The organism is Mesorhizobium sp. M1A.F.Ca.IN.022.07.1.1 (assembly GCF_003997575.1).
Taxonomy (GTDB): domain Bacteria; phylum Pseudomonadota; class Alphaproteobacteria; order Rhizobiales; family Rhizobiaceae; genus Mesorhizobium.
Genome location: NZ_RZST01000154.1, coordinates 1 through 12,961, shown reverse-complemented (window position 1 = coordinate 12,961; position 12,961 = coordinate 1). Strand labels below are relative to the sequence as shown.

12 protein-coding genes are annotated in these 12,961 nt (G+C 60.7%); 7 read left to right on the top strand and 5 right to left on the bottom strand.

Going from position 1 to position 12,961, the window contains the following annotated elements:
• A partial coding sequence (locus tag EOA75_RS18055) for a LacI family DNA-binding transcriptional regulator (protein ID WP_164747429.1) occupies positions 1-258 on the top strand: 258 nt, incomplete at its 5' end.
• 445 nt (positions 259-703) lie between these two features.
• The gene (locus EOA75_RS35780; RefSeq protein ID WP_348628665.1) at positions 704-991 is read left to right on the top strand and encodes a substrate-binding domain-containing protein; all 288 of its coding nucleotides are present in this window, start codon (positions 704-706) and stop codon (positions 989-991) included.
• Between the two features lie 40 nt (positions 992-1,031).
• Here the strand turns inward: EOA75_RS35780 and EOA75_RS18045 are convergent, their stop codons facing one another.
• The 5 genes from EOA75_RS18045 to EOA75_RS18025 form a co-directional block, all read right to left on the bottom strand.
• Positions 1,032-1,862, bottom strand: coding sequence for a shikimate dehydrogenase (locus EOA75_RS18045; RefSeq protein WP_164747428.1), 831 nt, complete (start codon positions 1,860-1,862; stop codon positions 1,032-1,034).
• A 91-nt stretch (positions 1,863-1,953) separates the two neighbouring features.
• Positions 1,954-2,340 carry a TetR/AcrR family transcriptional regulator gene (locus EOA75_RS18040; protein ID WP_127324795.1) on the bottom strand — a complete coding sequence of 129 codons (387 nt, stop codon included), beginning with the start codon at positions 2,338-2,340 and terminating at the stop codon, positions 1,954-1,956.
• 360 nt (positions 2,341-2,700) lie between these two features.
• Entirely contained in the window at positions 2,701-3,600 is a 900-nt protein-coding gene (sucD, locus tag EOA75_RS18035) for a succinate--CoA ligase subunit alpha (RefSeq protein ID WP_127324794.1), read from the bottom strand.
• Between the two features lie 12 nt (positions 3,601-3,612).
• Positions 3,613-4,797, bottom strand: coding sequence for a malate--CoA ligase subunit beta (locus EOA75_RS18030; RefSeq protein ID WP_127324793.1), 1,185 nt, complete (start codon positions 4,795-4,797; stop codon positions 3,613-3,615).
• Between the two features lie 19 nt (positions 4,798-4,816).
• Positions 4,817-5,776, bottom strand: a complete 960-nt coding sequence (locus EOA75_RS18025) for a CoA ester lyase (protein ID WP_127324792.1) — start codon at positions 5,774-5,776, stop codon at positions 4,817-4,819.
• 678 nt (positions 5,777-6,454) lie between these two features.
• Here EOA75_RS18025 and EOA75_RS18020 point away from each other — a divergent pair.
• From EOA75_RS18020 to EOA75_RS18000, 5 genes are all read left to right on the top strand, one after another.
• The gene (locus tag EOA75_RS18020) at positions 6,455-7,927 is read left to right on the top strand and encodes an NAD-dependent succinate-semialdehyde dehydrogenase (RefSeq protein ID WP_127324791.1); all 1,473 of its coding nucleotides are present in this window, start codon (positions 6,455-6,457) and stop codon (positions 7,925-7,927) included.
• 11 nt (positions 7,928-7,938) lie between these two features.
• Complete coding sequence (locus EOA75_RS18015; protein WP_127324790.1) at positions 7,939-9,342, top strand: aspartate aminotransferase family protein; 1,404 nt, start codon at positions 7,939-7,941, stop codon at positions 9,340-9,342.
• A 375-nt stretch (positions 9,343-9,717) separates the two neighbouring features.
• Entirely contained in the window at positions 9,718-10,788 is a 1,071-nt protein-coding gene (locus EOA75_RS18010; protein ID WP_245466664.1) for a GlxA family transcriptional regulator, read from the top strand.
• 207 nt (positions 10,789-10,995) lie between these two features.
• Positions 10,996-12,174: a M24 family metallopeptidase gene (locus tag EOA75_RS18005; protein ID WP_127324788.1), complete on the top strand. Its 1,179-nt coding sequence runs from the start codon at positions 10,996-10,998 to the stop codon at positions 12,172-12,174.
• On the top strand, positions 12,161-12,961 hold an 801-nt coding region (locus EOA75_RS18000), incomplete at its 3' end, for an amidohydrolase (RefSeq protein WP_245466663.1). The genes EOA75_RS18005 and EOA75_RS18000, both read left to right, overlap by 14 nt.

Genomic DNA, 12,961 nt, shown 5'->3' with positions numbered 1-12,961 from the left:
ATCCCCGCCCGTGCGATCTCCATGTCTGTCACAATCAACGACGTTGCCCGGCATGCCGGAGTGTCACGTTCTACCGTGTCATTGGTGCTGCATCAGAATCCGCGCATATCGGCGGAGACGGCTCAGCACGAGGAGGCCTCGATGCGCGCGCTCGGCTACACCTTCAATCGCGCGGCGGCCAATCTGCGCAAACGCGCTTTCCGAAGCGGTCGGTGTCGTGATCAACGACATTCGCAATCCATTTTTCCGCCGAGATGATCGCCGGCATTCAAGACGTGTTCGACGAGCGCGGGCTTCTCATCTATCTGAGACCTCGAACAAATTGGACCGGCAGGATCGCCTGCTTACATCGCTCATCGAGCATGATGTCGCCGGTATTATTCTCGCGCCATAACGGAGACGCCGCTCGATTTCGTACGGTGGTTGAAGGACAGCCGGCTGAAGATCTGCCTCGCGGCACGGCCCATGGCGGGATCGGGATTCGACTTTGTCGGAGCGAACATTTTCGAGGCGGCCCGCCTCGCGACCGAACACTTGATAAAACTCGGACATCGGCGCATCGCATTTCTCGGCGGCGAGCCGGCGAGTTCCATCCGCAACGACCGACTCGCCGGCTATTTTGCGGCGCTCAACATGCACGGGATCGAGTTCGAACCCCAATTATGCACGGCTGGCCTGCCCAGCAGGGCAAACCATCGCCGACATGAACCAAGTCCTGAATCTCGCCCTCCGGCCCACGGCAGCGGTTACCTACAACGACTACGTTGCGGTATCCTTCATGCCGGCTCTACGCATCCGCGGCATCGAACCCGGAAAGGATTTTTCCTTGGTCTGCTTCGACGGGACACCGGAATCGGAGACGTCCTTTCCGAGCCTCACGACGGTCTCGCTTTTTCCCTACATGATCGGAAAGGAAGCTGCGCTTCACCTGCTGAGGCGGATGGAGGATCCCGGACGCGAGATCCAGGTCACGAACCTTAACCTTCGCTGATCGTCCGGGCGTCGAGCGCGCGCGCTTTGGACTAGCCTCTTCAGAGGACGGCCTCGCCGTTCCGCGCGAGGAAGGTCAGTATCAATTTTGCGACCGCCTTGTACATGTCTGTGCCTGTGGCGGTCAGACATCCGCGGGCGCGGGCGTCCTCGATGAAGGCGGTGACCTCGGGACGCGTGACCACGTCACCGACGAAGCAATCCGGCTTGATCCCTTCGAGTGACATTGGGGATTTCGTCGAATTCATGCCGATGGGTGAAGCGTTGACGATGACGGAGAAATCCGCGAGCCCGCCGCCGTCATGCGCAACTGCGTCATGCCCCGCACCGCGCAAGCGTCCGATCAGGTCGTCTCGCCGATTGGCGTCGACCTCGGCTATGGCAAGTTTAGCGACGCCTGCCTGCGCCATCGCATGGGCGACCGCGGAACCAGCGCCACCAGCGCCCAATAGCAGCGCCTTGCTTCGAGGGAACAGAGCCTCTTTTTGCCTGGCGGCCGCCACGAAGCCCTCACCGTCGCACATATCACCGTGAAGGCTGCCGTCAGCGCCACGTCGAATGACGTTGACTGCCCCGATGAAACGCGCGCGCTCGGTGAGTGTCGCGCAGGCGGCAACCGCTGTCATCTTGTGCGGCACGGTCACCACGATGCCGTCTAGATTCTGGATGGCCGCGAGCGCCGCGAGCGTGACATCCAGATGCGCCGCTTCGACGTCCATCGGAATGCAAAGGGTGTTACGTCCTTGCTCGAAGAAACCGGCGGTCAACGCCGCAGGAGATTTGACCTGGACGACCGGGTGACCGATCACCGGCACGATCCTCGTCTCGCCGCTCAATCGGTCGAGTATACTATCGAATGCAGTTTTGCTCACGGACGCAAATATCCCAGTATGATGTTGACGATGTACTCGCCCCACGCTTCGATCTCATCCGGCTCGCCGAGGTTCCTCCCGAAGTTGACGCTTAGCGTCCATCGGTTGGCCAGATTAAGAGCGAAGCGATCGAGACGTAAAGCTTGAACGGATCGACGCCGTGGCGAAATCTACCTTCCGCAACGTCCTGCTCCAGCTGGGAGCCTGTCGTCGCGATCAGTGGGGAGTTCAGTTCGCGTATGCTTGCCGACTCGCTTAGAGCGACGCAGCGGTTGACTTTTTCTGTCGCCAGCAGGCTGAGGAACTCAGGATGCTCTTGATAGTAGCGCCAGGTGAACAGGATCAGCTTGCGCATGGCGGTTGGCGGGCTCCCCTGTTTGAGCACGAGCTCGCTTTCCGCCGCACGGATCGCAGCATAGGCCTCTTCCAGCAAGGCGAGGTAAAGATCGTCCTTATTGCCGAAATAGTGGTAGAGCATGCGCTTGTTGATGTAGGCCTACGCAGCGATGGCGTCGACCCTCGCCGTGAGGATCGAGGCCTGCGTGCGATCGGGATCGCGGCGGCGTATCGTCTGCCTGCCGCCGCCCTCCAGATTTTCGGCAATTGCCGTCATTCCACCAGTCCTGCGCTGCGTCACTCTCCGCGCCAAGACATGGTCGGCAGCCTGCTTCCACCAATTGTTCGCGGAAAATATCTCGACTTCCCAGGCGATCGAAGCCCGTCTCGCGCACCTGCCGGCCAATTCGCCCGACCTCGATGCCGTCGCCCATCATGGCATCACCGTCTTGAGACACGTGGCGACGGGCGGTTCCCTCAAATTGACCTCATATCTTGCGCGCTATGCGGCCTTCGTGCGACCGCACATCACGCTGGCCACAACCTCGCCGAAGGAAGCCGGCGTCGGCACGATGACGACGCCTGCTTCCTTCAGGATCTCGACCTTCTCCTGCGCCGACTCGCCGAAGGCGGAGATAATCGCGCCGGCGTGACCCATGCGGCGGCCCTTCGGTGCCGAAAGCCCGGCGATGTAGGCGATCAGCGGCTTGCGCATATTGTCGCGCGCCCAGATCGCAGCTTCGGCTTCCTGCGGTCCACCGATCTCGCCGATCATGACCACGGCGTCGGTGTCGTCGTCCTGCTCGAACAGTTCTAGGATGTCCTTGAAAGACGAGCCGTTGATCGGGTCGCCGCCGATGCCGACGCTGGTCGACACGCCGATGCCGAGCGCCTTCATCTGGGAGGCCGCCTCGTAGCCCAGCGTGCCGGAGCGCCCGACAATGCCGACACGCCCGGGCAGGTAAATCGACCCCGGCATGATGCCCATCACCGCCTGGCCGGGCGTGATGATGCCGGCGCAGTTCGGCCCGACCAGCCGCATGCGATCCTCGAAGCGGTAGCGGCGCATGTATCGCTTCACCCGCATCATGTCCTGAGAGGGAATGCCGTCGGTGATGCAGACGCAGAACTTGATGCCGGCATCCGCAGCCTCCATGATCGAGTCCGCTGCGAAAGGCGGCGGCACGAAGACGATGCTCGCATCGGCTCCGGTTTCGCGCACCGCGCCCTTGACGGTGTTGAACACCGGCAGGCCGAGATGTGTCTGGCCGCCCTTGCCGGGTGTGACGCCGCCGACCACATTAGTGCCGTACCGCTTCATGTCTTCGGCGTGAAAACTGCCGATCTTGCCGGTAAATCCCTGCACGATCACGCGGGTGTCCCGGCTAAGCAGAATTGCCATTCTTTCCTCCCCTCAGCCTGCTTTTTTCATCGTGGCGGACCGCCAGGCGGCGACGGCTTTTTCGGCTGCTTCCGCCAGCGTGTCTGCCACAATCACCGCCTCGCCGGAATCGGCCAGGATGCGGCGCCCTTCCTCGACCTTGGTGCCGGCCAACCGCACCACCAACGGCACGTTGACGCCGACTTCTCGGATTGCCTTGACAACGCCCTCGGCGACCCAGTCGCAGCGGTTGATGCCTGCGAAGATGTTGACGAGGATGGTCTTGACATTCTTGTCACCAAGGACGGCGCGGAACGATTTCGCGACCCGCTCGGGCGAGGCGCCGCCGCCGATGTCGAGGAAGTTTGCCGGCTCGCCGCCGGCGATCTTGATCATGTCCATCGTCGCCATGGCCAGGCCGGCGCCATTGATGATGCAGCCGATATCGCCGTCGAGGCCGACATAGGACAGGCCACGGTCGCTGGCAAAGGTTTCGCGCGGATCCTCCTGCGACTTGTCGCGCAATTCGGAAATTTGGGGACGACGAAACAGCGCGTTTTCATCGAACGACATCTTGGCGTCCAGCGCCACCAGATTACCGTCACGCGTGACCACCAATGGATTAATTTCGAGCATCGAGGCGTCGTAGTCGCGAAACACGCGATAGCAACCAAGTAGCGTTTCGGTCGCCTTGCCGATCAGGTTGTTCTCGAGACCAAGCCCGAAGGCGATCTCGCGCGCCTGATACTGCTGCATCCCCGCGCCGGGGTCCACGGTCGCGCGAATGATTGAATCTGGCTGCTTTTCGGCGATCTCTTCGATCTCCATGCCGCCGGACGCAGACGCGACGATCGTCACACGCTCCGCTTTACGGTCGAGAACAAAGGCGAGATAGATTTCCTGGCGGATGTCGACGGTCTCTTCGACATAGAGCCGCGACACCAACTTGCCGCGCGGCCCCGTCTGATGCGTCACCAGCTTCCTGCCCAGCATCGCCTCGGCGGCATCGGACACTTCCTGGTCGGACGTGCAGATGCGGATGCCACCAGCCTTGCCGCGCGCGCCGGAATGGATCTGCGCCTTGACTACCCATTTGCCGCCACCGATCTCGCTAGCACGGTAGGTCGCCTGCTCCGGACTATAGGCCAGACCGCCGCGCGGCACGTGCACGCCGTGACGGGCGAGCAGTTCCTTGGCCTGGTATTCGTGAATGTCCATCTTTTCCTCCCGAAAACTCTCAGTGCGTCGTCTGCGCCTTGCCGGCGCGCTCGATCGCCTCGTTGACCGCCAGCACGTTGCGCGCCATGCGCTCCGAAGCCGCGTCGATCATCTTGCCATCGAGAGCGGCGGCTCCCTTTCCGAGCGCCTCCGCTTCCTTGAGCACCTCCAGGATGCGGCGTGCTCGCGTGACCTCCTTCTCAGGCGGCGAGAACACGTCGTTGGCCAAAGCGATCTGCGAAGGGTGGATCGCCCATTTGCCTTCGATGCCGAGGGCCGCGGCGCGCTTGGCGGCGGCCACGTAGCCTTCGGGATCGGAGAAATCGCCGAACGGTCCGTCGATGGCGCGCAGGCCATAGGCGCGGCAGGCGACGGTCATGCGCGACAAGGCAAAATGCCACTGGTCGCCGGGATAGTCGGGATTGAGGCCGCCGATGTTGACAGTGCGTGCCTTGTTGCTGGCGGCATAGTCGGCGACGCCGAAATGCATGGCTTCCAACCGGCCCGGCGTGGCGGCGATCGTCTCGACATTGGCCATGCCGAGCGCCGTCTCGATCAGCGCTTCAAGACCGACACGGGTCTTGAAACCCTTGGCCATCTCGATCTGGTTGATCATGGCCTCGACCATATAGAGGTCGGCCGGCACGCCCACCTTCGGCACCAGGATGGTGTCCAGCCGATTGCCGGCCTGTTCCATCACGTCGACGACATCGCGATACATGTAATGGGTGTCGAGGCCGTTGATGCGCACCGAGACGGTCTTGCCCTTCGCGCGCCAGTCGATGTCGTTCAGCGCCTGGATGATGTTCTTGCGGGCGCGCTCCTTGTCGGGTGGGGCGACCGCGTCCTCGATGTCGAGGAAGACGAAGTCGGCGGCGCCTTTCGCCGCCTTGTCGATCATTTCCGGGCTAGAACCCGGAACGGCCAGTTCGCTGCGCTGGAGCCTCAGCTTTTTGAGGTGGTTGATGGTGTGGCTCATGTTGCGTCTCCCCTGCACCCGGGCTGTCAGACAAGGCAGACATTTTCCATGTCTGCTTGTTTTCCTTTCACACGGTAGCACGCCTTAGACGCTGGGCTTGTGCCGCTAGCGAGGAGATGCCGCACAACATCTGCGTTTTTTGCGCGGTCGCGCAGCTAATCCTCTTTCCATAGTTCTTTCGTCGCTTATCGGGCGGGCGACGGCCCGCTCGGAACGCCCACCGTAGATCTATCTTTGGCAAAAGGATTTTAGACTGGTGAGAGGGTGGGGTTTGGACGAATTAGATCTCCACCGCGACGATGGCTAGGCAGGAGATCTCTCGCATAAAGGTCACCCAATGCTCTTTCAGTCGAGACGTTCGTCGATTTATCGAAGCGCCACGACAACTAGCCCCGTGTACTGTGCAACCCAGTGCCGGCACATCTCCGCAAGAGGCACCGCTATAGCCTGGCCGACACCTACCAGCTACGTCCGCCACGTCGTAGGCCACGCGTAGACTGGCAGAAATGTCCTCTTTCCTTAATGCGGCTCCCCAAAAGCAGACCGAGATCAGACGGAAAAACTCAGCAGAACGTCATTATTCGCAGGAGAACGCCTTAACGGCAGTACGTCACGCTGCCAATCGTCGCAGTTGCGGGGTTAGTTTGACGAAAATGAACACTCGATTTGGGGTTACAAATGAAAGGTTCACCCACATTAAAGGGGCTTAAGCGGCCGGACCTTCTGCAAAAGTGCGCTTATGTGAATGGCGCCTGGCTTTCCAAGGTTGAAATAATCCCTGTCGTTGACCCGGCTACTGGCGAGGAACTGGCTCAGGTGGCAGCCTGTGAGATTTCCGACGTGGACACTGCAGTCAACGTCGCGAAAAGCGCATTTCAACGATGGCGCGATGTTCTTCCTTCGGTACGGGGCGAATACCTGCGGAAATGGGCCGCAGGTATGCGCGAGAATGCGGAAGACCTTGCCGCTATCATGACCGCCGAGCAAGGCAAACCGTTGACCGAGGCGCGCAGTGAGATTTCATATGCCGCTAGCTTTCTTGACTGGTTTGCAGCGGAGGGCGAGCGGGCCTACGGCGAGACCATCCCGAGCCATCTCGCCGGCAGCCGACTCTCCGTGCAGGTCCAGCCGGTCGGAGTAACGGTCGCCATAACGCCTTGGAACTTTCCCTCGGCGATGATCACCAGGAAAGCAGGAGCCGCGCTGGCGGCCGGTTGCACCATGATTGTCAAGCCCGCCCCCGAAACCCCCTTGTCAGCTCTGGCACTTGCCCGTCTTGCCGAGGACGCAGGAATTCCCGCCGGCGTGTTTCAAGTGATCACGGGAGAGGCTGCCCCACTCGCCAAGCGGCTGCTGAATCATACCGATGTGCGGGCATTCTCGTTCACGGGCTCGACCGAGGTCGGTCGGATCCTGCTCGAGCAGTCCGCAAAAACGCTGAAGAAGGCTTCCCTTGAGCTCGGCGGCAATGCTCCTTTTATCGTATTCGATGACGCACCGTTGGAGACTGCCGTGGCTGGATGCATGGCAGCCAAATTCGCCACATCCGGTCAGGACTGCCTGGCAGCGAATAGGATCTACGTCCAGCGGGGAAGCTATCAGCGCTTTGTAGAGGAATTCGCGAAGGCCGCCAGTAAACTGAAAGTCGGGCACGGATTCGAGCCAGGTGTCGACATTGGTCCAATGACCAAACCCTCAGTCGCGGAAAAGTGCAGACGACAGGTTTCCGAAGCTCTTTGTGCCGGTGCCCGAATCGTTGTTGGCGGACAGGACAGTCCGCTCGGCGGTAATTTTGTGACCCCGACTGTTCTAGCCGACGTCACTGACGACATGCTGATCGCCAAGGAAGAGACCTTTGGGCCGGTGGCTGCAATCCTTCCGTTCGATGAAGAGGCGGAGGTGCTTGCGCGGGCCAACAACTCGGAAATGGGCCTTGCGGCTTACGTTTACACAAGAGATCTGAACCGGGCCATGCGGCTGACCGACCAGTTGGAATACGGCATGGTCGCCGTCAACACCGCGAAATTTACCGGCGCGCCCATACCTTTCGGCGGATGGAAGCAATCCGGCCTCGGCCGGGAGGGCTCAAGACATGGTCTCGCCGAATATCTCGAACCCAAATACGTGTGCATCGGCAACATCTTAGACTGAAAGGAAACCGTATGACTATCAACATCAAGGATATCAGCGAAAAGGATAGAAACGCTGTCCTGCATCCATTCACGCAGCTCAAGGATTTCGCTACCGGTAAGCTCGGCGACCCGACGATCGTCGAGACAGGGAAGGGAATCCGCATTCAGGACGCGCATGGCAACCAATTTATCGACGGTTTTGCCGGCCTCTACTGCGTCAATGTCGGCTATGGCCGCACTGAGGTGGCTGAAGCGATCTCGCGTCAGGCCTATCGCCTAGCGTATTACCACTCCTATGCGGCGCACACGACCGATGAGCTCGCCATCCTCTCTGATCGCCTCGTGAAGATGGCGCCTGGGAAGATGAGCAAGGTGTTCTACGGCATGTCCGGCTCGGATGCGAACGAGACCCAGGCCAAGCTTGTCTGGTATTACAACAATCTGCGTGGCAAGCCGAACAAGAAGAAGATCATCTCGCGTGAGCGCGGCTATCACGGCTGCAGCGTCGTGTCCGGCTCGATGACCGGCATGAGCTTCTATCACGACAATATGGACCTGCCGCTCCCGCAGATCGTTCATACTGGTGTTCCACATCACTACTGGGGCGCGAACCCAGGCGAGACCGAACGCGAATTCTCCGCACGCCGCGCCGTCGAGCTTGACCAACTGATCGAGCGCCTAGGCCCCGACAACGTTGGCGCCTTCATTGGCGAGCCCGTGCTCGGCACCGGTGGCATCACGCCTCCGCCGGAAGGCTACTGGGAAGCTATACAGACGGTCCTCAAAAAGCATGATGTGCTTCTGATTGCCGACGAAGTAATCACCGGGTTCGGCCGCACCGGTTCCATGTTCGGCTCGCAGCACTATGGCATCGAGCCAGACCTCATCACGATCGCAAAAGGTCTGACTTCGGCCTATTTCCCACTTTCCGCGGCAATTGTCGGTGAAAAGGTCTACGCGGTCCTGGAGGACGGGGCGGACAAGGTCGGCGCATTCTCGCACGGTTACACCTATTCAGGTCATCCGATCGGGGCTGCCGCGGCCAACGCTGTGCTGGATATCGTCGAGAAAGAAGATCTTCCGGGGAACGCCCGTGACGTCGGCGCCTTTTTCCAAGCGCAGCTGAAGGAGAAATTCTCCCAATTGCCGATCGTCGGCGAAGTGCGCGGAGTCGGCCTTATGGCCGCAATCGAGTTCGTAGCCGATCGAGACAACAGGAAGCGTTTCGATCCGACACTCAAGATCGGCGCGCGAATCTCCAAGGCAGCGCGTGAACGCGGTCTGATCGCTCGCGCCATGCCGCATGGTGACATTCTCGGCTTCGCTCCTCCCTTGGTGACAACCAAGGCTGAAGTCGAAGAAATCGTTGGCATCGCCGAAAGTGCAGTTCGCTTGGTTATGGATGAGCTCACGCGAGACGGGCTTAACATCTGAGGCGCACGGCAAGCCGAACTTGCGGTGTCAGGATGCCCTGAAAGCCTTCCGATGTTCGGCAGGCACAGCCTGGCCCGCTGTATCGAGCGGTTCACCGGGACGCGAGCGGAAACATGAAATGACACGTTGCGCGAGAAAACGGCCCGCCCGACCGCAGTGGGCCGGCGCCAACAGCGCCCAAGAGCGGAGCCTAGCCTGGTCTGGAACCCGGGGCCGATCGGGTCTTCCGAAGCAGCTAGCAGAATACGATTCGATAGGCGCAGAGCGCTTGCTGTCGCGTAGCTGCTCTGGTCTCCAACGAAGGAAGTCAGTCGCGCAGTTTTGGTATGGCCGCTGGACGCACGAGAGATCAGGGCAGGAGAAGGAACCCCCGGGATGCTAGACTCACAGCCCACGTGCAGAGATTTTTGCTTTTATCTCCTCCCGGCCTTTTCGCTCCAGGCCTTCTCGTCGGCAGTAGAAGCGCTGAGGCTCGCCAACGAGGTGTTGGGGCGGGACGTGTATAGCTGGCAGGTCATTTCGGACGACGGGCAACCTGCGACCTCGAGTTGCGGGTTGTTGGTTTGCGCCGATTCTTCGTTGTCCTTCGAACGTGAAAGGACTCGGCGATCGATCTCAGCACCTGCTGTCGTAGTCGTGGGCGGGCGCAATGCTCCTGGTCCGCACAAACAGCTTGATGCATGGCTACGAGAGTGTCGCAACCGCCGCAGCAGCCTCGTAGGGATAAGTAGCGGTACGATTGCGCTTGCTCGGGCGGGGCTTGCAGAAGGGCGGCGTTGCGCGGTTCACTGGGAGCAATTTCCTATGTTCTCTGAGCGCTTCCCAGGCGTGATAGCCAGTCAAACAGCCTTCGAGCGGGACGGGAATCTATACACTTGCGCCGGAGGGGACGCCCCTTTCGACATGTTTCTTGACTTAGTCGACCACCATCATGGCGCGATAGTCGTGAACCGAATTTGCGAAAAAGCTATCGCGTGTAGCACCCGTTCAGCGGGTGACCGCCAACGACTACCTCTTCATTCTCGAGTGCAACTAAATCACCAGGCGGTCATCAAGGTAATCGAGGCGATGGAGGCAAACCTCACCGAGCCATTGCTATTGGACGAACTTGTGGGAGTCGCTGGACTATCCCGCCGTCAAATCGAACGGCTGTTTAGGCGGGAACTAGGATGTTCTCCGAGCCGCTATTATTTGGATCTTCGTCTGGAACGAGCGCACCTGCTACTCATCAGCTCGCGCCTGCCAGTCGTTGAAATCGCGATGGCTTGCGGCTTTGTCTCAGCATCGCATTTCTCAAAAGCGTATCGCGACGCTTACGGGTGCGCGCCGCATCAATCACGATTACCAGTTTACCAACGAGAGAGAATGCGGTCGAACGGGCCGGAAAATAGAACCCAGCAAATCGATCGGAGGCTAAGTAACGAAAGAATGCCTAACTGCCACTAGCAGAGCGCCGCGTTGTTTCCTCTTGATTGCGTATGGCGCTCCTTTGCTGACTGGCCTCAGCATAACCGAGCGGGAGACGAGAGGTCGAACAGGTCCGGCTTCGATCACTCTTGCCGATTTGCCCTGTTGCAAGCCGGGTCGGCCCCGCCCGCTTAGCACTGGCGTTAAATGAACACACTCGGACACGATACAATAGGATGATTCGATATGATCCAATTGCCCTTTGCGCTCAGCGAATACCGCAGCAGGCTTTCCGCCATCCGCGCCGAAATGGCGCGCCGCAACCTTGACCTGCTGATGGTCAACGACGTCGCCAACCAGCACTACATCACCGGCTATGACGGCTGGTCGTTCTATACGCCGCAAATGGTCCTGGTGCCGCTCGCCGACGAGGAGCCAGTCTGGATCGGTCGCGCCATGGATGCCGCGGGCGGGCTGTTGACCGCATGGATGAAGCCCGAGAACGTCGTCGGGTTTCCGGAAGATCATGTCCAGCGGCCTGACCGCCACCCAATGGACTGGATTGCTGCCTGGATCGAAAGAAAGGGCTGGGGGCGCGGCAATATCGGCATCGAGCTCGAGGCCTACTACTATTCCCCTAAGGCGCATGCGCGGCTGACCGCGGGCCTGCCGAATGCAATCTTCCACGATGCCGACCTTTTGGTGAACTGGATCCGCAGCGTCAAGTCGGACGCCGAGATTGGCTACCTCCAAAAAGCCTCGCGCCTTGCCGAGGCGGCGGTCACCACGGCCTATGACGTGATTGCGCCAGGCGTGCGCGAGTGCGACGCCATCGCCAGGATCCAGGCCGCCCAGATCGCCGGCTCGCCGGATTTCGCTGGCGACATCACCGCCCTACCGCCGACCATATTGGGCGGCGAAAACGCCTCGGCACCGCACATCATGTGGAGCGACCGCCGCTTTGGCGGCAACGAAACCGTCGCACTCGAACTCGCCGGGGTCGTGCGCCGCTACGCCGCCGGGCTGGCGCGGACGCTTCAGCTAGGCGCCATGCCCGCCAAGGTCGGCGACACCGGCAAGGCCGTGCTCGAAGGCATGGAGGCCGTCCTTGCTGCGATCAAGCCTGGGGTTGTGGCGGAAGACGTCGAGGCGAGTTGGCGCAAGGTCATCCAGCGCTACGGCCTGAAGAAGGAGTCCCGCATCGGCTATTCGATCGGGGCCGCCTATCCGCCAGACTGGGGCGAACACACGATCAGTCTGCGCCAGGGCGACAAGACGATTTTGAAGCCGGGCAACGTCCTTCATTCCATCCTCGGTATGTGGATGGATGGCTGGGGGATCGAAGTGAGCGAAACGATCCTCATCACTGCCGACGGCTGCGAAACGCTGACCAGCTTCCCGCGAGAAATCCATGTCAAACGTTGAAATCGGCAATGGATTGATGGATGCCGCGCTGGAGCGCAGGATGATCGAGATCCGCCGCCACCTCCACCGCAATCCGGAGCTCTCGAACGAAGAGACCGAGACGCAGGCCTATCTGAGACAGGTGCTGGAAGAAGCCGGGCTGAGCGGCATCAGGCCCGTGGCCGGCTTTGGTCTCGCCGTCGACGTGGTCGGGACGGCCGGTCCTTCGAACCGCAGAATCGTGATCCGCGCCGACATCGACGCGCTACCGATCACGGAAGTCTCGGGCGTGCCGTTCAGCTCCGAGCGCCCGGGCGTCATGCATGCCTGCGGCCACGACGCTCATACGGCCATGGGCTATGCCGCCACCGTTCTTCTGGAGCGCCAGAAGCAGTCGTTCAGCGGCACCGTCAGAATCATCTTCCAGCCCGCCGAAGAGGCGGAACCGCTCGGCGGCCGCCGGGTCGTCAACGAAGGGCTGCTGGACGACGTCGACGCGGCCATCGGCATCCATGTCGATCCTTATACCTCGACCGGAAAGATTGCGGTCGGCGCGGGGCCGTATACGCTTGCCTGCGATATTTTCGACATTACCGTCATCGGCAATTCCGCGCATGCGGCAAAACCGTCCGAGGGCGTCGACGCCATCGCCGTCGCCTGCTCGATAGTGACAGAGCTGCAGAAGATCGTGTCGCGCGAGATCGATCCGTATGACCCGCTGGTCGTCTCGATCACCGGCATCGAAGGCGGCGGCGCCTACAATGTGATCGCCGCCGCCTTCGATGCCGGTGATCGAGACGACCAGCGG